Origin of the sequence: Actinoplanes solisilvae (assembly GCF_003999975.1) — a bacterium.
Taxonomy (GTDB): domain Bacteria; phylum Actinomycetota; class Actinomycetes; order Mycobacteriales; family Micromonosporaceae; genus Actinoplanes; species Actinoplanes solisilvae.
Genome location: NZ_RJAC01000028.1, coordinates 1 through 20,905, shown reverse-complemented (window position 1 = coordinate 20,905; position 20,905 = coordinate 1). Strand labels below are relative to the sequence as shown.

Sequence of the window (20,905 nt, the reverse complement as noted above, 5' to 3'; positions counted from 1 at the left end):
AGGACGGACAGCGTGGTGGATCCCCGGCGCAACGTGCCCCGCACCGACGTGGTCCTGGCCGACCCTCGCCTGGCCCCGGCCTTCGTCCACTCGGGCCGGGCCGCCGTCAAGGCCGCGGTGGTGCAGACCCTCGACCGCGTACGATCCGGCGAGCTCGAACCCGACGAGGTGATCGACGCCGCCCTGGCCGCGCTGCCCGCGGGCCCCCGCCCGGTGCTGAACGCGACCGGCGTCGTCCTGCACACCAACCTGGGCCGCGCCGCTCTCTCCCCCGCCGCCCGCGAGGCGGTTCTCGCCGCCACCGGCCACACCGACGTCGAGCTCGACCTCACCACCGGCCGGCGCGCCAAGCGGGGCCGCACCGCCCTGGCCGCGCTGCACCAGGCGATCCCCACGGCCGGCGACGTCCACGTGGTCAACAACGGTGCCGCCGCGCTGGTGCTGGCGGCGACCGCTCTGGCCGGCGGCGGCCGCGAGATCATCGTGAGCCGCGGCGAGATGGTCGAGATCGGTGACGGCTTCCGCCTGCCCGACCTGCTCGAGTCGACCGGCGCCCGCCTTCGCGAGGTGGGCACGACCAACCGCACGTCCCCGGCCGACTACGAACGCGCCATCGGCCCCTCGACCGGCTTCATCCTCAAGGTGCACCCGTCGAACTTCGTCGTCCGCGGCTTCACCAGCGCGGCCGCCGTCCCCGAGCTCGCCGCTCTGGGGCCGCCGGTGGTCGCCGACATCGGCTCGGGTCTGCTGCACCCCGACCCGTTGCTGCCCGACGAGCCCGACGCCGCCACCACCCTGGCCGAGGGCGCCTCCCTGGTGATCGCCAGCGGTGACAAACTCCTCGGCGGACCTCAGGCGGGCCTGCTGCTGGGCGACGCCGCCCTGATCGAACGGCTGCGGCGACATCCCCTGGCCCGCGCGCTGCGCGTCGACAAGCTGACCCTCGCCGCCCTCCAGGCCACCATCACCGGCCCTGCGACGCCGACGTGGCAGGCGCTCCACTGCGACCCCGAGACGTTGCGGGCGCGCACAGCCCGGGTGCAGGCAGTCCTGACCGCGGCCGGCGTCGAGTCCGACCTGGTCGAGTCCCCCGCGGTCGTCGGCGGCGGCGGGGCCCCGGAGCTCACCCTCCCGTCGTGGTCCCTCTCGCTGCCTCCGGCGTACGGGGCCCTGCTTCGCACCGCGCCCGTGCCCGTGGTCGGCCGGGTCGAGCGGGGCCGCCTGCTGCTCGACCTGCGCTGCGTCCCGGCCGAGTCCGACCAGGCGCTGATCGAAACGGTCGTCCTCGCCGCGTCCCAGGCCGGCTGACCATGCACGTGCTGGCCACGGCGGGCCACGTCGACCACGGTAAATCGACCCTGGTGCGGGCGCTCACCGGCATGGAGCCCGACCGGTGGGCCGAGGAACGCCGCCGGGGCATGACGATCGACCTCGGCTTCGCGTGGACGACCCTCGGCTCGGGCGCGACGGTCGCGTTCGTCGACGTCCCCGGCCACGAGCGCTTCGTACCGAACATGCTGGCCGGCATCGGCCCGGTGCCCGCCGCGATCGTCGTCGTGGCGGCCGACGAGGGATGGATGCCCCAGTCAGCCGAGCACCTCGCGGCGCTGGCGGCCCTCGACGTACGCCATGGTCTGCTCGTCGTGACCCGCAGCGATCTCGCCGACCCCGGTCCCGCGACCGTCCAGGCGCTGGCCGAGATCGCCGCGACCTCACTCGGCCGGGTGCCGGCCGTCGCCGTCAGCGGCCTGACCGGCGCCGGCCTCGGCGATCTGCGCGCCGCTCTGGAATCGCTGGTGGCCGAGCTTCCCGACCCCTCGACAGACACTCCCGTACGGCTTTGGATCGATCGCGCCTTCACCGTGAAGGGCGCCGGTACCGTCGTCACCGGCACGCTCGGCGCCGGCACCCTGCGCACGGGCGACGAGCTGACCCTGGGCGACACCACCGTACGGATTCGTGGCCTGCAGAGCCTGGGTGAGCCGGCCGACTCGGTGACCGCCGTCGCCCGCGTGGCCGTCAACCTGCGCGGCACCACCCGCGACGACGTCGGCCGCGGCGACGCCCTGCTGACCCCGGGCCGGTTCCGCCCGACCGACCTGATCGACGTACGCCTCCACGGCGACCCTGTGACCGCCCTGCCCGCCACCATGACCCTGCACGCCGGTTCCGCCGCCGTCCCGGTCCGCGTCCGCCCGCTCGGCGCCGACACGGCCCGCCTCCGCCTCGCCCGCCCGCTGCCCCTGCGCATCGGCGACCGCGCCCTGCTGCGCGACCCCGGCCTGCACCACGTGGCCGGCGGCGTCACCGTGCTCGACGTGGCCCCGCCCGGCCTCCAGCGACGCGGCGCCGCAGCCGCCCGAGCCTCGGTCCTGACCACTTTGGACGGCCGTCCTGACCTGGCGTCCGAGCTTTCCCGGCGGCTTCTGACGCGAGCACACGACCTGACCGCGATGGGCGTCGCACTGACCACCATGCACTCTCCTGTCGCGGGTGACTGGTATGCCGACCCGGCGCACTGGGCCGCCCTCGGCGAGCGCCTGCCCGAAGAGGTCACCGCCTATCTGAGGCAGCACCCCCTCGAGCCCGGCATGCCGCTCGACGCGTTGCGCCACCGCCTGGGCCTGCCCGACCGCGCGCTCGTGACCGCGCTGATCCGGCCCCCGCTCACCACCCGCGGCGGCCGGGTGACCGCGTCGTCGTCGGGCCCACCCGACGAGTTGGTCGCCCTGGTCAAGAAGGCCTTCGACGGTCTGGGCCCGTTCGCCGCGCCCGAGGCCAACAACCTCGCCGCGCTGGGCCTCGGCCCCCGCCAACTGGCCGCGGCCGCCCGCACCGGCCTGGTCCTGCAGTTGACACCCCAGGTCGTGCTCGCGGCGGGCGCGGCCGACGAAGCCGCCCGGGTCCTCGCCGGCCTGCCGCAGCCCTTCACCCTGAGCGAGGCCCGGCGCGCCCTCGACACCACCCGCCGGGTGGCCGTGCCGCTCCTCGAACTGCTGGACCGCCGAGCCCTGACCGAACGCCTCCCCGACGACCGCCGCCGAACCCGCTGACCGACCGCTCCCACCCTCCTTCCCGCCCCCGCCTTCTCACCCCTGCGTTTCCGCCCCCGCCCGCGTCGTCAGCCGGCGATCGCTGTCACCTCTATCTCGAGCACGGCGCCCGGCAGAAACAGACGGCTCACTTCCACCGTCGTACTGGCCGGCGGTTTCTTGCCCGCCGCCGGGAAGAGCCGGCCCCGCACCGCCGCATAGGCCGGCAGGTCCCCCAGGTCCGTCATGAACGTGCGGATGAACAGCACGCCGGCCAGGCTCGCCCCGTGCGCCGCGAGCAGCCCGCCGACGATCTCGAAGATCCGCTCGGCCTGTGCGCCCGCGTCCCCGGGGGCGACCACAGCTCCCTCGTCGTCCACCGCGACCTGCCCGGAGAGCTGCAACAACGCGCCGCCGGCCAGCTCGACCCGCGCCACGTGAGCGAACCGATCGCCGAACGGCGCGGCGACGGACGCGGGGTTGTCCAGAACCATCTTCACCATGCCGCGACGCTAAGCCCGCTCCCCGCCATGCCACCAGCGAATGTCCGGCATAGCTGCCATGCTTGAACATCATGGATACCGTCCTGCTGAGCGTGTTCCGCACGGTCGCCCACCTCGGTTCGATCACCGCGGCCGCCCGGCGTCTGCGGTTCACCCAATCGGCGGTCTCCCGCCAGATCGCCGCGCTGGAATCCGAGCTGGGCACCCGCGTCTTCGACCGGCTCCCCCGTGGCGTGTCACTCACCGAGGAGGGCCGCGCCCTGCTGCCACACGCCGACGCCATCCTCGACCGCCTCGACACCGCTCGGCGCGACGTCGACGACCTGCGCGTCCTGAACGCCGGACGGCTGCGGGTCGGCGCCTTCCCCACGGCCGTGGCCGCGCTCGTTCCGCGTGCGCTGGCGCGCTTCCGGGACACGTACCCCGAAGTGGCCCTGGATCTGGTCGAAGGCCTGACCCCCACCCTGCTGGAGCGTCTCGCCGCCGGGACGGTCGACGTGGCCGTGGTGAGCGAGTCGCCGACCGGGCCGATCGACCCGGCGCGCTTCGCCCCGCACCGCCTGCTCGACGAACGCCTGCTCGTGGCCGTCGCCCGCGATCACCGGCTGGCCCGGCGCCGCACCGTGCGCCTGGCCGAACTGGCGGCCGACGCGTTCATCGCCGGATCGGCCGACGCCGAGCGGACGCTTCTGCGAGCGAGCCTCCCGTCGGGTTTTCAGCCCCGTATCGACATCGTCGCCGCCGACTGGACCGGCAAGCTCGGCTGCGTGGCCGCCGGTCTGGGGGTGGCCCTTGTTCCCGCGCTGGCCATCCGCAGCACCCCCGCCGACGTCGCCCTGCTGCGTCTGCACCGCGACGACGAGCCGATTCGCCGCATCTACGCGGCCACCCTCGCCGGTCGCTCCCGGTCCGCCGCGGTGACCCGCTTCCTGCCCCTGCTGACCGCCGCCGTCGACCCGGCCTGGGGCCGCTGATCAGGACGGCCGCCCGTACGGTGGAGAATCGTCCGGTGCTGGAAAAGATCGTGCCGGCCGCCGCTGTCGCCGCGGAGGCCTTCGAGGATGCCCCGGACGAACAGCCGCATCCCGGCGAGGAACACCTGATCACCCGGGCGGTCGACGGCCGCCGCCGCGAGTTCATGACCACCCGCCGCTGTGCCCGCGTCGCACTGGCCCGCCTGGGCGTCCCCGCCGTCCCGATCCTGACCGGCCCCAACCGCGAGCCCCTGTGGCCGAACGGCATCGTCGGCAGCCTCACCCACTGCACCGGCTACCGCGCGGCGGTCGTCGCCCGCGCCACCGACCTGGCCTCCATCGGCATCGACGCCGAGCCCCACGCCCCGCTGCCCCCCGACGTCCTGCGCCTGGTCACCTCCCCCGCCGAACGCGACCATCTGGCCGAGCTGACCACCGCCGACCCCACCGTCCACTGGGATCGCCTGCTGTTCAGCGCCAAGGAGTCCATCTACAAGGCCTGGCACCCGCTGACCGCCCGCTGGCTCGGCTTCGACGAGGCCGAGCTCACCATCGACCCCACCACCCAGACCTTCACGGCCCGCCTGCTGGTCACCGACCCCATCCCGATGAACGGCCGCTACCTCGTCGAGCGGAACCTCGTGGTGACCGCGGTGAGCGTCCCGCTCGATGCCGAACCACTCCATCGGTGAACGCCGGGGCAGCGAGCGGGGCGCCGAAGGACTGGGTCACGGCCGCTCCCCGTCTGGCGCGACAGTGGTGACGGTCAGAAACGGGAGCGGGCAGTCGGCGCAGGTGCAGTCGGTGATGCTGTCGCAGCGGGCGTCCACGACGTCGGTGAGCGAGGTGCGAATGGCGGTCAGGTCAGCGATCCTCGCGTCGATCTCGGTGATCTTGTCGAGGGCTCGCTGCCGCAGATCGGGCGTGGGGTGCCCGCGGCGGCCCGCATCGAGCAGGTCGGCTACCTCATCGAGGGTGAATCCGAGCCGCTGCGCGGCCTTGATCACGGTGAGCAGAGCAACGGTGTCAGGCGGATAGAGCCGGTGCCCACCGTTCGAGCGCGCCGGCTCGGCCAGCAGACCGCGGCGTTCGTAGTAGCGCAGCGTCTGAATGTTGACGCCGGCCCGCTCGGCGACCTGGCTGGTGCGCAACCCACCGCGTTCGGCCGGGCCGGTCATGCGCGGGCACGATCGATCAGCGAGGCGAGGACGTCGGCGTACTCGGCGGGTACTCGGATGTCGAGGACCAGCGTCTGCGGCCGGGAGCTGATCGTGAACGTGAAGAACGAGCAGCAGTCGGTCTCCCGCCCGGTCAGATCGCGGACAGTGGCCGCCAGACCGGCCGGACCGGACAGCAGCATCCGCGCACGGGTCGGGCTGAGCGACTCGATCTGGTCGACGGCGGTGGCGAACAACCGGTCGAACTCCGCCAGCCGCAGCGGCTGCTCCACCGTCGGCAAGGTGCAGGATTCGGGAACGACGAAAGACATCGCGGACTCCTCGAACTGGTCGCGGCGCCGAGTTCGGTGCCGTGAGTCGACGGTAAGCCTGTACCCGGGTACGGAATGCAAGCGTCTACGACGAATACTCGCCCGCTGATCGGCCGACGACGGAAGGGGCGAATCGGGCCTCGTGGACCGGGCGGAAGCGGTCGTCGAGCAGGGTGATCAGGCTCAGCAGCAGGACGAAGAAGATGGCGTTGCCGCGTTGCAGTGTGCCGCCAACGAGCCAGCTCGCCACCAGGATCAGCCCCACGTTGATCAGGGCTCGGACGGCGAAGGCGGCCAGGGCCGACTCGAAGCTGCGAGTGCGCCTCGCGATGAACAGCGAGATCGCCGCGTTGATCACCACGAACACGGCGACGCCGAGGAACAGCTGGGTGGTGCCGGCCTGGCCCTCGGGCAGGACCTCGGCATAGATCACCCAGAGGAGGCCCATCAGTACGACCTTCTCCAGCGTGCCGGTCGACCACAGCCGGCTGTTGGCCGCCACCCAGCGGTCGCGTTCGGCGGCCTCGTCGATGTTCTCGGGCAGCGGATCGGCGGCGAACCGCCACGGCCAGGCCGGAGCCGGCAGGCGCGGCACGACGAGGAAGTAGAACAGCGCCGCGGCGAGCGCGAGCACCGCCAGCAGGGTCGGCAGGATCCAGCCGTGCTCGGCCATCAGGTCGGTCACGTCGAGTTTCGCGACGTGGATCCACCACTCCTGGGGCAGTTTGACGACGATCCAGATCGTCGCGGCGATGATGATCCAGGTGCGCAGGCGAATGCGGGCGGGGTCCCAGCGCAGACGAATCACCTCGTACGCGATGAAGAAGTACTCGAAGGTGTTGGGGAAGATCAACAGGAGCGGGCGCCAGTCGGCCAGCTCGAACGCCACCACGCCCACGAGCCGGTAGAAGTACAGGAACCTCGCCACCTGTACGGCCGGCCGGCTCGTCCAGTTGCGCATCGTCGACAGATAGGCGACGGCCAGGTAATAGACGTCCATCGCCTTGTCGTAGCCCTGGTACTGCGGCGGGTCGTGGCCGAACGCCTGGAAGATCGTCTGGTCGACCCCGTCGAGCACCAGGCTGGCCAGGATCGCGGGCAGAGGGAAAAACGGGATGAGCAGGGGCACGAGGAAGCGCGCGCCGACCACTGCGACAAAGACGATCGCGGTCCCGGTGTCCACGGCGCCCGCCCCTTCCCGAGGCCTGTCAGCCTAATGACGTACGGGAGGCCGGTCGACAATCTCGGTCTCGAAGGCGCCCTGAGCGTCGACCGTTCCTTCACAGGTGTCGCGGGCGACGTGCCGGAAGCCGGCGGTGTCTCGGGCGCGAGCACACCGGTCCGCCATCCGACGCCTTGAATACGTCGAAGGATGCGGCAGACGTGAGGAATGCCGACGATTGTTCACGTTAGGGCGACTTGCGTCACGAACCGAGCAATTCACCCAGAATCGGACGGTTCGCTACCGGCTGGCAGACGGTGTCGGGCTCGGGGCTGAGGACGGCGTCGACGCCGGGAACCACAGGGGCGCCGGCTGCTGCGTCGGTTCGTTGCCCTGGGCCGCGGTCAGGATGCTCCACGTCCCGGCGGCCACCGCGCCGACGCTGAGCAGCGTGACCACGGCGACGTCGAAGGCGCGGCGGGCCGTCCGCCCGCGACGCCGGATCGACGGGCGCAGCTCGCCCGTGTCCAGCACGATCGGGCGGTGGCGGGTGTCCGCGCCGGGCTGGATCATCCGGCGTCGTCACCCGCCGTGCGGCGCTGGACCCACAGGGCCGCCTGCGTGCGGTCGGTGACGCCGAGCTGGTGGTAGATGCTGGTCAGGTGGGCCTTGACCGTGCGTTCGGTGATGCCCAGGCGGCGCCCGATCGACTTGTTCGGCAGGCCCTCGCCGATCAGGTCGAGCACCTCGCGTTCCCGGTCGCTCAGGGCCGGGCCGGGCGCCGGGCGGCGACCCGTGAGCAGCACCCGGGCCGCCTTCGGGTCGAGCGGCGAGCCGCCCGCCACCACCTCGCGGATGCCGGCCAGGATGGTCTCCGGCTCGGCGTGCTTGAGCAGGTAGCCCTCGGCCCCGGCCTGCAGCGCGTCGAGGATCTGGTTCTGGTCGCTGAACGAGGTCAGCACCAGGATGTGCAGGTCCGGCTGGGTGGCCAGGATGCGCGCGGTCGTGCGTACGCCGTCGAGGTTCGGCATCGACAGGTCCATCAGTACGACGTCGGGCTCCAACTCGGCGCAGAGGCCGACGGCGATCTCCCCGTCGGCCGCCTCGCCGGCCAGGAACAGGTCATCCGTCGTCGCCAGGAGCTGGGCCAGGCCCCGCCGGACGACCGCGTGATCGTCGACGATCAACACTCGGATCATCGACGGGCACCTCCACTTCCACTCGGGTCCCGGCGGCGGGCGCGGAGCGTACGACGAGCCGGCCGTGCGCACCGGCGATCAGGTCACCCAGGGCCCGCAGGCCGAAGTGGCCGCCGCTGCTGCGTTCGGCCAGCAGATCAGCGTCGAAGCCCCGGCCGTCATCATCTATCACCAGGCGCACCGTGCCGTCCTGAACAGTGACTTTGATGTCCACCTGACGGGCCCCGCTGTGCGTCCCGACATTGCGCAGCGTCTCCTGGGCGGCCCGGAACAGCAGACCCGCCGTGACCGCCGGGAAGTCGTCGGTGTCCGGTAGGTCCAGGTTCACCCGCACCCCGCTGCGCTCGAGCCCGCCGGCCAGCTCGACCAGGGCCGAGATCAGCCCCTCCTCGGCCAGGTTGGGCGGATAGATGTCGACCAGCAGCGACCGCAGCGCGCCGATCCCGGACCGCAGCTCGGTCGCGGCCTCGGTGATGACCTCCCCTTGGCGCCCGGCGTCCGGCCGGCCCAGGCGGGCTGCGTCCAGCGCGTACGTGACTCCGGTGAGCTGCTGGACCACCCCGTCGTGCAGGTTGCCGGCGATCCGGCGGCGTTCGGCGTCCGAGGCCTCGACGGCGTGCCGCAGCAGCGCCTCGCTCTCGTGCTGCTGGCGTTGCAGGCGGCGGGCGAGCGACCAGGCCAGCGGGATCTGCAGGAGCTGCAGGGCGACCAGGGCGCCGAGCGAGACCGGGGCGAACTGCCGCCACGCCGCCTGGCCGGCCTGGTCGACCGCGTCGTAGCGGAAATACACCTCGAACAGCAGGTTCTCGCCGGTGGGGGCGCGCACGCCGACGTAGAGCTCGAGGAGTTTCCCGTACACGGTCTCGAAGCGGTTCTCGGGCCGGGACAGGTCGCTGATCTCGGAGTCGATCAGCTGCTGGTGCAGGGCCTCCAGCTCTTCCTCGCCGAGGACCCAGCGGGTGCCGATCAGCTCCGGCTGGTCCGAGTAGACGATCTTGCCGGAGTCGTCCCAGAGCTTCACGCGCACCAGGGAGCCGCGCAGCACGTACTGCCGTACGGAGTCATGGAAGCCCTGAAGCGCGGCCGGGTCGCCGGCCAGCACCTGAGCGTTCAGCCGCGGCTCGACCACACCCTTGGCGGTCACCCACGCGACCTCGCGAGCCGCATCGGTGGCCTGTTCCGCGCCGGCCCGGCGGGCCGCCATCGCCAGCAGCGCGGCCATCGCGGCCAGCACCGCCAGACCGACCACGGTGAAGCGAGCGACCAGGCCCGCGGTCGAGGTCATAACCGCAGCGTAGGGGCGTAAGGACTAGTACCAAGGTGCAATAGCCTCTCCGACCTGCGTGCGAGCAAAGTCACACGCATGCCGAAGATCCCACTCGCCGTCACCGTCGCCGGACCCGCGTTGCGGGCCGAGGCGCCGGCGCTGTCGGCCGGGGCCGGGATCAACGTCCTGCAGGTCGTGGTGGCGCTGGCCCAGCCGTGGCCGCTGGCGTTCGCGGTCGACCAGGTCATCGGCGCCGAGAACCCGCGCCCCATCCTGCTGGTGGTCGCCGCGGCCGCCACCGTCGGGCTCAGCGCGATCTCCGGCCTGCTCGACATGGCCGGCGTGATGAGCGTGGAGCGCGCCGCCGAGCGGATCGGGGCGCGAGTGCGGGCCCGGGTGTTCGACCACGCGGTGTCGCGCTCGCTGCGCTGGCACGACCGGATGCCCAGCGGGGAGCTGCTGTCGCGCCTCACCTCCGACGTCGGCCGGATGCTGGACGCGATCGTGGCACTGGTCGAGACCCTCATCCCCGACGTGCTCATGCTGATCGCGGTGCTGACCATCCTGGTCATCTTCGACCCCGGACTGGCCGCGGTGGGCGTGGCGGTGCTGCCGCCGCTGGCTCTGCTCGCGATTCGCCAACGTCGGCGCGTTCGGGCAGCCCAGCAGGACGCCCGGGCCGAGTCGGGCCGGCTGGCCGCGGCCACCACCGACCTCGTACGCAACGTACGGGCCGTGCAGGCGTTCGGCCGCACCGACCGGGCCGCCCGCGAGTTCGGCGTACGCAACAACGCGGCGCTGAGCTCCGAGCTGAAGGCGATCAACGTGTCGGCGCGCTGGACACCCCTGGCCGACATCGTGCTGGCGATCGGCGCCGGACTGGTGCTGCTGGTCGGCGGGCGCCAGGTGCTGGCCGGCAACCTGAGCACCGGTGAACTGCTGGTGGTCGTCGCCTACCTGGCCGACCTCTATTCTCCGGTGCGAGCGCTGACCCGGCTGTCCACGACGCTCGCGAAGGCCTCGGCCAGTGCGCAACGGGTGGCCGAGGTGCTCGACAGCGACGAGGCCATCGTCGACCGGCCGGGCGCCATCACGGCCCCGACGCTGCGGCGCGAGGTGTGCTTCCGCGACGTCGGCTTCGGATATGACCGGGACCGTCCCGTGCTGCGCGACTTCGACCTGCGCATCGGCGTCGGCGAGACGGTCGCCCTGATCGGCCCGAGCGGCGCCGGCAAGAGCACCACCCTGCACCTGCTGCTGCGCCTCTACGACGTCGACGCCGGCGCCGTACTGATCGACGGCATCGACGTCCGCGACTGCAAGCTGCAGAGCCTGCGCGAACGCATCGCCTTCGTGCCGCAGGACCCGTGGCTGCTCGACGGCACCCTGGCCGAGAACATCGCGTTCGGCTCGGCCGAGGCCACCCGGGCCGACGTGCTCGCCGCCGGCAAGGCCGCGCTGGTCGACGAGTTCGCCCAGGACATGCCCGACGGCTACGACACCCCGCTGGGCGAGGGCGGCGTACGCCTCTCCGGCGGACAGCGGCGCCGGGTCGCGCTGGCCCGGGCCGCCGTCTCGAACGCCCCCCTGGTGCTGCTGGACGAGCCGACCGCCTCGCTCGACCAGGCCGCCGCCACCTCGATCATGCGAGCGATCCGGTCCGCGACCGCAGACCGGACGGTTCTGCTCGTAACCCACGACCAGGACACGGCGGCCATCGCCGACCGTGTCGTCACCTTGGAGCCACTGAGAGGGGGTGAACAACATGGCCGGTCGGATCCAGACGCCGCTCGAGTACCGCAAGCGTCACCACAAGAAGCGTCGCCACAGCCGCAGCCGCTCGCGTAGCAAGTCGCGCAGCCGTTCGCGTTGTCACTGAAATTTCCTCGGTAATTAGTGGGGGAGGCCCGCCCGGGTGCGACGACCCGGGTGGGCCTCCATTCATCTCGCTTCATTTCGACAAGACCCGGCGGGGGCCAGCGATGAACGACGACGTGGACGGCGAGCCGATCTGGGAGTTCGCGGAGGGCACGCGAATGCCCGGCGGCTTCTGCGCCTGGGAACGGCTGGGCGTCGGGCAGCGCTGCGAGACCTGGCTGGTCTGGTCGCCGCGCCTGTGGATCACGGCGGTCCTCAAACTGCCCCGCCCGCATCAGGTCAAGCACCCCCGCGCGAAGCGTGCGCTGGCCCGCGAGGTCATCGCCCTCCGCGACAACCCGCACCCGGTGCTGCCCCGCCTCTACGCCGCCGACGTGACCGGCCCGATGCCGTACATCGTGATGGAGTACGTGGACGGCCCGACGCTGGCCGACGAGGTCGACGACGACGGCAAACTGGTCGAGACCGAGGTCGCGACGCTCGGCCTGCAGCTGCTGACCGGCCTGCGCGCACTGCACACACGAGGCCTGGCCCACGTCGACGTCAAGTCGGAGAACGTCGTGCTTCGCGACGGCCGCCCGATCCTCGTCGACTTTGGCTCGGCCCGCGAGCTCGGCACCCCGCAGCCGGCCGGCAAGCCCGTCGGCACCACTGGTTACGCCGCCCCCGAGATGGAGGCGTGCGAGCCGATCAGCGCCGGCATGGACATCTACGCCCTGGGCATCACGCTGCGCGAGGCCCTGACCGGCGACCCACCGGTCGAGGGCAAGACCCCGAAACCGGTGCACGACGTGATCGACCGCCTCTACGCCCCCGACCCGGCCCACCGGCCGAGCCTGACCGAGGCGTACGGCCTGCTCGGCGCGATGCTGCCCGAGGAGGACCGCCCCTGGCCGGAGTGGGCCGGAGCCTGAACGAATCAGCGGAGGCGGACGGGAATCGAACCCGCCTGACCCGGATGCCGAGTCACACCGGTTTTGAAGACCGGGAGGGGCACCAGCCACCTGAACGCCTCCGCGATCACCATAGCGTTCCTGACGGGCAGGACCGCTGCCGGCGTGCCAGAGTGGATGGCGTGACGATGACTTCGGCTCCTCGGCTCACCCAGTACGCGCACGGCGGCGGCTGCGCCTGCAAGATACCGCCGGGCGAGCTCGAATCGGTGGTGGCGGGCTTGGTCGGCACGGGGGCGCCGAAGGGGCCGGGCGAACTGCTCGTCGGGCTCGACGACGGCGACGACGCCGCTGTCGTCAGCCTCGCGGGCGGCACGGCCATCGTGGCGACCGCTGACTTCTTCACGCCGGTGGTCGACGACGCGTACGACTGGGGTCGCATCGCCGCCGCGAACGCGCTCTCCGACGTCTACGCCATGGGTGGCACGCCCGTCGTCGCCGTGAATCTGCTCGCCTGGCCGCGTGACCTGCTGCCCATGGAGCTGGCCGGCGAGGTGCTGGCCGGTGGTCTCGCCGTCGCGCGGGAGGCCGGCTGCCACGTTGCCGGCGGGCACAGCGTCGACGATCCCGAGCCCAAATATGGCATGGCCGTCACCGGCGTCGCCGACCCCGAGCGGCTGATGCGCAACGATGCCGGGGTCGCCGGGGTGCCGCTCACGCTCACCAAGCCGCTCGGCATCGGCGTGCTCAACAGCCGCCACAAGTCCACCGGTGAGGTCTTCGCGGTCGCTGTCGACGCCATGACCGGGCTCAACCGGGCCGCCTCGGCCGCGGCGTTGCAGGCGGGCGCGGTCTGCGCGACCGACGTGACCGGCTTCGGCCTGCTCGGCCACCTGCACAAGCTGGCCCGCGCCAGCGGCGTCACGGCCCGCATCGAGGCGGCCAAGGTGCCCTATCTCGACGGTGCCCGCCAGGCCCTGGCCGACGGGTTCGTCAGCGGCGGCACCCGCCGCAATCTCGACTGGGTGCGCCCTCACCTCGACGCGGGCGTCAGCGAGGACGAGCTGCTGCTCCTCGCCGACGCGCAGACCTCGGGCGGTCTGCTCGTCGCGGGCGAGGTCCCGGGCTACCCGGTGATCGGCGAGCTGCTCCCCCTGCGTACGGATGGAATGACCTTGGAAGTCAAGCGCTAGGGAAGTTGACCTTCTTGCCGTTGGCCTGCTCGCGCTGCGGGACGACGGTGTAGCGCGGGTCCTTGGCCGACTCGACGCCCGCCTCGAAGACCCCGAAGCGCGTCAGCACCGATCCGGCCAGCAGCGCCGCGCCGGCCAGGGCCGACACCACGCGGCTGCGCCGCCCCACGACCGCGCCCACCGCCCCCACCGCGTTCAGCACCTTCGCGGCCTTCAGCAGTTTGCCGGCCCGGCCCTTGCGGTAGGGCTCGCTCAGCAGCCCGTAGCCGTGTTCGCACCGGTGACCGGCGCCGAGCTCGAGCGCCGCCCCGATCACCGCCATCTGCACCACCCGGTCGTTCGGCCCGGCCACCAACCCGACCGCGGCCCCGCTGGCCAGCGCGCTTCCGGCGAAGACGAACGGCAGGTCGGGATAGACGGCGTTCCAGCTCGGCACCGCGGTGTCGCTGAAGAGCACAGCCGTGTACGTCGCCAGGCCGGGGGCGAGCGCAGCGGTGCCGTACCCCGCGACCGCGCCCACCGGTGGCAGCACCCGCCGCACCAGCCCGAGCGGGCCGCGTTCGGGCAGCAGCGGGGCGAACTCGGACGCCGCGGCCACCCCGGCCACGCCCCCGAATCCGCTGAGCAGCCACGTCCCCAGCGACATGGCCGAGGTCGGCTTGATGACCCGCAGCATGTGATGGAAGCGTTCCGGCCGCCCGAGGTCCTTGATCAGGAAGAACGTGCTGGCTCCGAGCGCCGCCATCGTCACGGCCCGCCCGGCGCGGCGCAGCACCGGGTCGCCGGTGGCCTGACCGCCGGCCGCCAGGATCGCCGACCCGGCCGCGAGCCCGCCGGTGAACAGGTAGATGGCGATGTCGTGGGTCCACACCGGAGGACGCACGATCGGCCGCCCGTAGTACGACTCGAACTCGGCCTTCGGCACCATGGGCCGGTCACCACCGCCGGGGCTCATTTGCTCCTCCCGGCGAAGACGACGACCGCCGTGGCCACCATGCTCAGGGCGGCCAGTCCGGCCTTCTTCCACATCTTCACCAGGTCGCGCGTCGGCACGTGCGGGTCGGGCGGCAACCCGTACACCTCGGGCTCGTCGAGGAGCAGGAAGAACGCTCCGTCACCGCCGACGCCGTCGTCCGGGTCGTTGCCGTAGAGGCGGGCCTCGGTGACGCCGTCCTCGTGCAGCTTCGCCACCCGCTCGGCCGCGCGGGTCCGCAGCTCGTCGAGCTCGCCGAACTGGATCGACTCGGTCGGGCAGGCCTTGGCGCAGGCGGGGGTGAGACCGTCGCCGATGCGGTCGTAGCAGAGCGTGCACTTCCAGGCTCGCCCGTCGTCCTCGCGCCGGTCGATCACGCCGTACGGGCAGCCCGAGATGCAGTAGCCGCAGCCGTTGCAGATGTCGTCCTGCACGACGACCGTGCCGAACTCGGTGCGGAACAGCGCGCCGGTCGGGCAGACGTCGAGGCAGCCCGCGTGCGTGCAGTGCTTGCACACGTTCGACATCATCAGCCAGCGGAAATCCGTACGCGGGGCGTCGGTGACCCGCCCGGGCAGATCGGACAGCGGCATCCCGAGGAACTGCGTACCCGCCTCGGTGAGTGCATCGACATGAGCCGGGGCGGGCTGCTCGACGAACGCCACGTGCCGCCACGAGTTGGCCGACAGCCCGCCCGTGTTGTCGTACGACTGGCCGAGCAGGTTGAAGCCGTCCTCCGGGACCGCGTTCCACTCCTTGCAGGCCACCTCGCAGGCCTTGCAGCCGATGCAGACGGACGTGTCGGTGAAGAACCCCATGCGCGGCGGCGCTTCGGTGAAGCCGGCGTCGGTGGCCGGGTCGTCGAGCGGCCCGTAGAGGCTATTCCCCATCGTCTGTGTCCCTCGCGGTCACGATCGGCGGATGGTGGTCGGGGCCCAGCCCCGCTCGATCAAGGTAACCCTGTACGTAGCGCAGCAGGTCGGGTCCGGTGGGCCGGCGTCCCGGCTGAATGTCGCAGGTGCCCACCTTGCTCTCCTGGATGAGCACGTTCGGGTCGAGCACGATGCCGAACAGGTCGTTGGCCGAGTCGCCGGTGACCAGACCCTCGCCGCCCCAGTGGTAGGGCATCCAGAGCTGATGCACGCGGCGGCCCTCGATGCGCAGCGGCACGAGCCGCTCGGTGACCAGCACCTTGGCCTCGATGGCGGCGCGGGCGGTGATGATGTGGGCCCAGCCCAGGTGTTCCAGGCCCCGTTCGGCCGCCAGCTCCGGCGAGACCTCGACGAACATCTCCGGCTGCAACTCCGAGAGGTACGCCAGCTGCCGGCTCATGCCGCCCGCGGTGTGGTGCTCGGTGAGGCGGCTGGTCGAGAAGACGTACGGGAAGACCTCGGAGTGCTGCTCGGGCGGGCTCGGGTTGGTCGGGTTGTCAGGGCGGTTGTAGACCTTGCGGGTCGGGTTCGCCTGCTGCCCGTAGAGGGGGTTGCGCATCGGCGACTCGGCCGGCTCGTAGTGGGTCGGCATCGGGCCGTCGATCAGCCCGATCGGCGCGAAGAGCCAGCCCTTACCGTCGGCCTGCATGATGAACGCGTCGTCCCCGGAGATGGCCGCCACGCCGACCGCGCCTTCCGGCGGCCGGTAGGAGGGCGGCTTCTTCTTCTCGAAGTCGGGCACGTCCTCACCGGCCCACTCGTCCTTCTGGGCGTCCCACCAGACGTACCTCTTGCGTTCCGACCACGGGTTGCCCTCGGGGTCGGCGGAGGCACGGTTGTAGAGGATGCGCCGGTTGGCCGGCCAGGCCCAGCCCCACTCGCCAGCCACGTAATTCTGTTCGCGGCCGGGTTTGCGGCGAGCGGCCTGGTTGACGCCGTCGGCGAACACGCCGGTGTAGATCCAGCAGCCGCCCGAGGTCGAACCGTCGGGTTTCATCTGGCCGAACGTGCTCAGCAACTGGCCGCTCGTCAGGTCGTACCCGTTGATCTCCTTGAGCACGGCCTCGGCGTCGGGTTCGTCGCCACGCTCCCCGATCACGGGGTAGTCCCAGGTCAGCGCCTGGACGCCGCGGTCGCGGGGCAGCGTCGAGCCGGCCAGCCGTTCCCGGATGCGCCGGCCGAGGTGGTAGAAGAACCACAGTTCGCTGCGCGCGTCGCCCGGCGGGTCGACCGCCTTCTCACGCCACTGCAGCATGCGCTGGGTCTGGGTGAAGGTGCCTTCCTTCTCGGCGTGCGAGGCGGCCGGCATGAAGAACACCTCGGTCTTGCACTGCTCGGTCGTGATCTCGCCGGTGGCGATCTCGGGCCCGTTCTTCCAGAACGTCGCGCTCTCGATCATGTAGAGGTCGCGAACGACCAGCCAGTCGAGGTTGGCCATGCCGAGCCGCTGCGCGCGGCCGTGCGCCGACCCGACGGCCGGGTTCTGCCCGAGCAGGAAGTAGCCCTTGATCTTCCCGTCGATCATGTCGAGGACCTGCTGGTATGTGCCGTGGTCGCCGGTCAGGCGCGGCATCCAGCCGTAGCCCCAGTCGTTCTCGGCGGTCGCGGCATCCCCGAAGTACGCCTTCAGGAAGCTGGCGGCGTAGGACTCGGCGTTGGACCAGAAGCCCTTCTGGCCCGGGTTGCGCATCCCGTCGACCCACTTGGCGAACGTCGGGTGGTGGGTGTAATGCGGCATCGGCAGGTAGCCCGGCAGCAGGTTGAACAGGGTCGGGATGTCGGTCGAGCCCTGGATGCTCGCGTGCCCGCGCAGCGCCATGACCCCGCCACCGGGCCGGCCCATGTTGCCCAGCAGCAGCTGGACGATCGCGCCGGTGCGGATGTACTGCACGCCGACGCTGTGTTGCGTCCAGCCGACCGAGTAGACCAGCGCGGTCGTACGTTCCCGCCCCGAGTTCGCGGTCCAGGCCTCACAGACCTCGAGGAACTGCTCTTGCGGTACGCCGCACACCCGCTCGACGACCTCGGGCGTGTACCGCGCGTAGTGCCGCTTGAGGATCTGGTAGACGCAGCGCGGGTTCTGCAACGTCGGGTCCTGGGGCAGGTCGCCGGGGACCGACGCGCCGTGCGATTCGTACTCGAGCCCGGCGGCCGTCTCGCGGTCGGCGTGCGCCTGGGTGTGGCTGCGCCCGCTGTCCTCGCATCCGGAGTACATCCAGCTCGCCCCGTCGTACGTGTTGGTCTCGGGGTTGAAACCGGAGAACAGCCCGTCCAGATCCTCGGTGTCCTGGAACCGGTCGCTGACGATCATGGACGCGTTGGTGTAGGCGAGCACGTACTCGCGGAAGTCCTTCTCGTTGCTCAGGATGTAGTTGATCACTCCGCCCAGGAAGGCGATGTCAGCGCCTGCCCGCACCGGCACATAGGAGTGCGCGAGCGCGCTCGTGCGGGTGAATCGCGGGTCGACGTGGATGACCTTCGCGCCGCGCTTCTTCGCCTCGACCACCCACTGGAACCCGACCGGGTGTGCCTCGGCCATGTTCGAGCCCTGGATGACGATGCAGTCGGCGTTGGCCAGGTCCTGCACGAACCCGGTGGCCCCGCCACGGCCGAACGAGGTCCCCAGACCGGGGACGGTGGCGGAGTGTCAAATACGCGCCTGGTTCTCGATCTGGATGGCGCCGATCGCGGTGAAGAGCTTCTTGATCAGATAGTTCTCTTCGTTGTCCAGCGTCGCGCCGCCGAGACTCGAGATTCCCAGCGTACGGTTCAGCACCCGGCCGTCGGCGTCGGTGTCCTGCCACGTCGCCTCGCGCGCGGCCAGCACCCGGTCGGTGATCATGTCCATCGCCGTCTCGAGGTCGAGCTCTTCCCAATCGGTCGCGTAGGGCCGGCGGTAGAGCACCTTCTGCTGGCGACGGTCGCTGGTGACCAAACTCAGACTGGCCGAGCCCTTGGGGCACAGCCGCCCCCGCGAGACGGGGCTGTCGGGGTCGCCCTCGATCTGGACGATCTTCTCGTCCTTCACGAAAATGCGCTGCCCGCAGCCGACCGCGCAATAGGGGCAGACCGACTTGGCGACCCGGTCGGCGGTCTCGGTGCGGGCCGTCAGGGCCCTCGATTTCGGGGACTGCGCAGCGGCGCCGCGACCCAGCGGGTCGGTGCCCGTGAGCTGCCGATAGACCGGCCAGCCCTCGATCCACGTCCTGACTCCCACGATCACACACTAACCCCGCCCCGGTCGGCGCGCACCGCTCAAAACCCGATCTCATGGCTACTGTGGGCCAGGTGACTGTGCCCGAGCGTCCCCCGGCCCTGCGGCGGTGCCCGCGCTGCGGCCATCCGACGCGCGCCGACCGCATGATCAAGGGCTTCGGCCGTGACTGCGCGGCCCAGCTCGGCCTGACCGGGCGCTCGGTCGACACCGGCCACGAGGGCCCCGACCTGCTCGACCTGCTCGCCTCGGACGAGGACCAGGACGCCTGCGACGGCTGGGACCGCCCCGCCGACCGCGCCTGAACCCGTACCGACGTTCATGCACATCTATGTGCATGGCGAGTGACAATTGCCCGAACGACCGAGGTCGACTTCCACCCGGACGACCATGATGTCCCGATGCCTGGCCGTCATCGCCCCCTGCGCCGCACCGGATTCGTCATCACCGCCGCCGTCCTGGCCGCAGCGGTGATGGCCGGCGGAGGCTGGGCCGGCTACCAGCGGCTCAACGACGACAAGTGCACGACCACAGTAGAGCTGCGAATCGACGCCGCCCCCGAGATCGCCCCCGCCGTACGTACCGCCGCCACCGCCTGGAGCAAGCAGGAAGGCACCTGCGCCCAGGTGACGGTCGACGCGGCCGACCCGGCCGACGTGGCCGCGGCCGTCGGCGGCCAGCACGGCGTCAACCTGGCCGGCGTCGGCACCGGCCAGCAGTCGGCGGCGACCGGCATCGACGTGTGGATCCCCGACTCCAGCACGTGGCTGCTGCGCATCACCTCCGAAGCACCCGGCTTCCTGCCGACCGCGCTGGGCCCGGTGGCCGCGAGCCCGATCGTGCTGGCCGCCCCCGAGCCCGCCGCCCAGCAGCTCGGCTGGCCCACCCGCACGCCCAAGGTGGTCGACCTGGTCAAGAAGCTGGCCGTGGACGAATCGCTGCGCCCCGGCATCGTCGAACCGTCCCGCGACGCCACCGGCCTGGCCGGGCTGCTCACCATCGGCGGAGCCGCGGGCAGCGGCGCGTCGGCGGCGGCGCTACGCGTCGGGGTCATGCGGGCGCTCTCGGCCAACAGCTCCGCCCTGCGCGCCGAGATGATGACCAAACTCGGCGACGAGGTCGGGCTGGCACCGCTGTCGGAAGCCGACGTGATCGCGTACAACGCGAAATCCCCGGCGACGAAGCTGGCCGCCCTCTACCCGAACCCGGCGACGGCGGTGCTTGACTACCCGTACGCGGTGATGCCGGGAGTCGCCCCCGAGAAGGAAACGGCGGCGGCGAGCCTCAGGGCAGCATTGCGGGCGGCCAGCTTCACCGGAGAACTGGCGAAAGCGGGACTGCGCGCCCCGGACGGGACGAGCGGGGCAGGCTTCCCGGCACCGAAGAACGCACCGGCCAAAGTGACACCGCCGACCGCGGGGAAAGACCCGAAGGCGGTAGCGGGGGCGATAGCCCAACTCCTCGGAAGCTGGACGGCGATCACGCAACCAGGACGAATGCTGGCGGTGTTCGACGTGTCCGGCTCGATGAAGGCAAAAGTGCCGACAGCGGGTGGGCTGACCCGGGCCCAGGTGACCCAGGGAGTGGCTCGACAAGGGCTGGCCCTGCTGGACGGCCGCTGGTCGGTGGGAAACTGGACGTTCTCGACGAACATGGCGGGCAAGAGACCGTGGGTCGAGAACATGCCGATCTCGTCGGTGGCGACCAGCCTGCCCGAGCTCAAGGTGGCAATCGGGAAGATCGTGCCGAAGGACGGCGGAGACACGGGTCTTTTTGACACGGCGCTGGCGGCTTACGAGCGCGTCCAAAAAGGGTGGAAGCCAGGGGTCTCGAATTCGGTCGTGATCTACACGGACGGCAAGAACGACAACCCGGGCGGGCTGACCATCGATCAGCTGGTGGCCAGGATGACCAAACTCCGCAACCCTGACAAGCCTGTCCGCATGATTATCATCGGCATGGGAACGGCTATTGATCGCAGTGAGCTGGAGGCGATCGTTAAGGCGTCGGGGTCGGGTGGGGTCTTCGTTGCTACTGACCCGGCCAAAATTGGTGAGATCTTTCTTGAGGCTATTGCTAAGCGCCTGGCCAGAAGTTTTGTCCGTAACCCGGCGGCAGCCAGGGTGAGGTCCAGGGCGCGGCGGTGGTCAGGTTCTGGCTGTCGGTGCGGTGCTGGAAGAAGGCATGGGCTTGGCG

General features: G+C 71.3%; 17 protein-coding genes, 1 tRNA gene and 3 pseudogenes. 9 read left to right on the top strand and 12 right to left on the bottom strand.

All coding sequences use genetic code 11. The features are described 5' to 3' along the window. The first annotated feature begins 15 nt into the window (after positions 1 to 15). Both selA and selB read left to right on the top strand, forming a co-directional pair. A complete protein-coding gene (selA, locus tag EER30_RS39905; protein ID WP_127506995.1) occupies positions 16 to 1,308 on the top strand; it encodes an L-seryl-tRNA(Sec) selenium transferase in 1,293 nt (430 codons plus the stop codon). Between the two features lie 2 nt (positions 1,309 to 1,310). Further along, positions 1,311 to 3,053, top strand: coding sequence for a selenocysteine-specific translation elongation factor (gene selB / locus EER30_RS39900; protein WP_127506881.1), 1,743 nt, complete (start codon positions 1,311 to 1,313; stop codon positions 3,051 to 3,053). A gap of 68 nt (positions 3,054 to 3,121) precedes the next feature. On the opposite strand, the gene EER30_RS39895 is transcribed toward selB, so the two are convergent. After that, entirely contained in the window at positions 3,122 to 3,535 is a 414-nt protein-coding gene (locus EER30_RS39895; RefSeq protein WP_127506879.1) for a RidA family protein, read from the bottom strand. 71 nt (positions 3,536 to 3,606) lie between these two features. On the opposite strand from EER30_RS39895, the gene EER30_RS39890 reads away from it, so the two are divergent. Together EER30_RS39890 and EER30_RS39885 are read left to right on the top strand one after the other, a co-directional pair. Further along, positions 3,607 to 4,509 (top strand): LysR family transcriptional regulator, encoded by a 903-nt coding sequence (locus EER30_RS39890; RefSeq protein WP_127506877.1) that lies wholly within the window; start codon positions 3,607 to 3,609, stop codon positions 4,507 to 4,509. A gap of 35 nt (positions 4,510 to 4,544) precedes the next feature. Continuing rightward, the gene (locus tag EER30_RS39885) at positions 4,545 to 5,201 is read left to right on the top strand and encodes a 4'-phosphopantetheinyl transferase family protein (RefSeq protein WP_127506874.1); all 657 of its coding nucleotides are present in this window, start codon (positions 4,545 to 4,547) and stop codon (positions 5,199 to 5,201) included. A gap of 36 nt (positions 5,202 to 5,237) precedes the next feature. Here the strand turns inward: EER30_RS39885 and EER30_RS39880 are convergent, their stop codons facing one another. The 6 genes from EER30_RS39880 to EER30_RS39855 all read right to left on the bottom strand — a co-directional run bounded on the left by EER30_RS39880 (position 5,238) and on the right by EER30_RS39855 (position 9,644). Then, complete coding sequence (locus EER30_RS39880) at positions 5,238 to 5,687, bottom strand: MerR family transcriptional regulator (protein ID WP_127506872.1); 450 nt, start codon at positions 5,685 to 5,687, stop codon at positions 5,238 to 5,240. Beyond that, entirely contained in the window at positions 5,684 to 5,998 is a 315-nt protein-coding gene (locus EER30_RS39875; RefSeq protein ID WP_127506870.1) for a hypothetical protein, read from the bottom strand. Before EER30_RS39875 ends, EER30_RS39880 begins: the two co-directional genes overlap by 4 nt. A gap of 85 nt (positions 5,999 to 6,083) precedes the next feature. Continuing rightward, entirely contained in the window at positions 6,084 to 7,181 is a 1,098-nt protein-coding gene (locus tag EER30_RS39870) for a hypothetical protein (protein ID WP_127506868.1), read from the bottom strand. 279 nt (positions 7,182 to 7,460) lie between these two features. Continuing rightward, positions 7,461 to 7,733: a hypothetical protein gene (locus EER30_RS39865; RefSeq protein ID WP_127506866.1), complete on the bottom strand. Its 273-nt coding sequence runs from the start codon at positions 7,731 to 7,733 to the stop codon at positions 7,461 to 7,463. After that, positions 7,730 to 8,359, bottom strand: coding sequence for a response regulator (locus EER30_RS39860; RefSeq protein WP_127506864.1), 630 nt, complete (start codon positions 8,357 to 8,359; stop codon positions 7,730 to 7,732). Before EER30_RS39860 ends, EER30_RS39865 begins: the two co-directional genes overlap by 4 nt. Continuing rightward, complete coding sequence (locus EER30_RS39855) at positions 8,283 to 9,644, bottom strand: sensor histidine kinase (protein WP_127506862.1); 1,362 nt, start codon at positions 9,642 to 9,644, stop codon at positions 8,283 to 8,285. The genes EER30_RS39860 and EER30_RS39855 overlap by 77 nt, the downstream gene beginning before the upstream one ends. Positions 9,645 to 9,722: 78 nt before the next feature. Between EER30_RS39855 and EER30_RS39850 the strand changes: the two genes are divergently transcribed. Both EER30_RS39850 and EER30_RS39845 read left to right on the top strand, forming a co-directional pair. Further along, positions 9,723 to 11,474 (top strand): ABC transporter ATP-binding protein, encoded by a 1,752-nt coding sequence (locus tag EER30_RS39850; protein WP_127506860.1) that lies wholly within the window; start codon positions 9,723 to 9,725, stop codon positions 11,472 to 11,474. Positions 11,475 to 11,608: 134 nt separating this feature from the next. Next, positions 11,609 to 12,418: a serine/threonine-protein kinase gene (locus EER30_RS39845; RefSeq protein WP_127506858.1), complete on the top strand. Its 810-nt coding sequence runs from the start codon at positions 11,609 to 11,611 to the stop codon at positions 12,416 to 12,418. Between the two features lie 8 nt (positions 12,419 to 12,426). Here the strand turns inward: EER30_RS39845 and EER30_RS47600 are convergent. Continuing rightward, positions 12,427 to 12,520, bottom strand: a tRNA-Sec gene (locus tag EER30_RS47600). Positions 12,521 to 12,579: 59 nt separating this feature from the next. On the opposite strand from EER30_RS47600, the gene selD reads away from it, so the two are divergent. Continuing rightward, complete coding sequence (selD, locus tag EER30_RS39840; protein ID WP_432417589.1) at positions 12,580 to 13,590, top strand: selenide, water dikinase SelD; 1,011 nt, start codon at positions 12,580 to 12,582, stop codon at positions 13,588 to 13,590. Here the strand turns inward: selD and nrfD are convergent. The 3 genes and pseudogenes from nrfD to fdh form a co-directional block, all read right to left on the bottom strand. Beyond that, positions 13,580 to 14,545 carry an NrfD/PsrC family molybdoenzyme membrane anchor subunit gene (nrfD, locus tag EER30_RS39835; RefSeq protein ID WP_127506856.1) on the bottom strand — a complete coding sequence of 322 codons (966 nt, stop codon included), beginning with the start codon at positions 14,543 to 14,545 and terminating at the stop codon, positions 13,580 to 13,582. The genes selD and nrfD overlap by 11 nt on opposite strands. Further along, on the bottom strand, positions 14,542 to 15,453 hold the full coding sequence (locus tag EER30_RS39830; RefSeq protein ID WP_127506854.1) for a 4Fe-4S dicluster domain-containing protein: 912 nt from the start codon (positions 15,451 to 15,453) through the stop codon (positions 14,542 to 14,544). Before EER30_RS39830 ends, nrfD begins: the two co-directional genes overlap by 4 nt. Before the next feature lie 16 nt (positions 15,454 to 15,469). Continuing rightward, positions 15,470 to 18,712: pseudogene (fdh, locus tag EER30_RS39825) on the bottom strand (formate dehydrogenase); the annotation flags it as partial. Positions 18,713 to 18,783: 71 nt separating this feature from the next. Between fdh and EER30_RS39815 the strand changes: the two are divergent. Next, positions 18,784 to 19,014 carry a hypothetical protein gene (locus tag EER30_RS39815; RefSeq protein ID WP_240670599.1) on the top strand — a complete coding sequence of 77 codons (231 nt, stop codon included), beginning with the start codon at positions 18,784 to 18,786 and terminating at the stop codon, positions 19,012 to 19,014. Between the two features lie 96 nt (positions 19,015 to 19,110). Next, a pseudogene (locus EER30_RS39810) lies at positions 19,111 to 20,712 on the top strand (VWA domain-containing protein); the annotation flags it as partial. 73 nt (positions 20,713 to 20,785) lie between these two features. Here the strand turns inward: EER30_RS39810 and EER30_RS49825 are convergent. After that, positions 20,786 to 20,905, bottom strand: a pseudogene (locus tag EER30_RS49825) (IS630 family transposase); the annotation flags it as partial.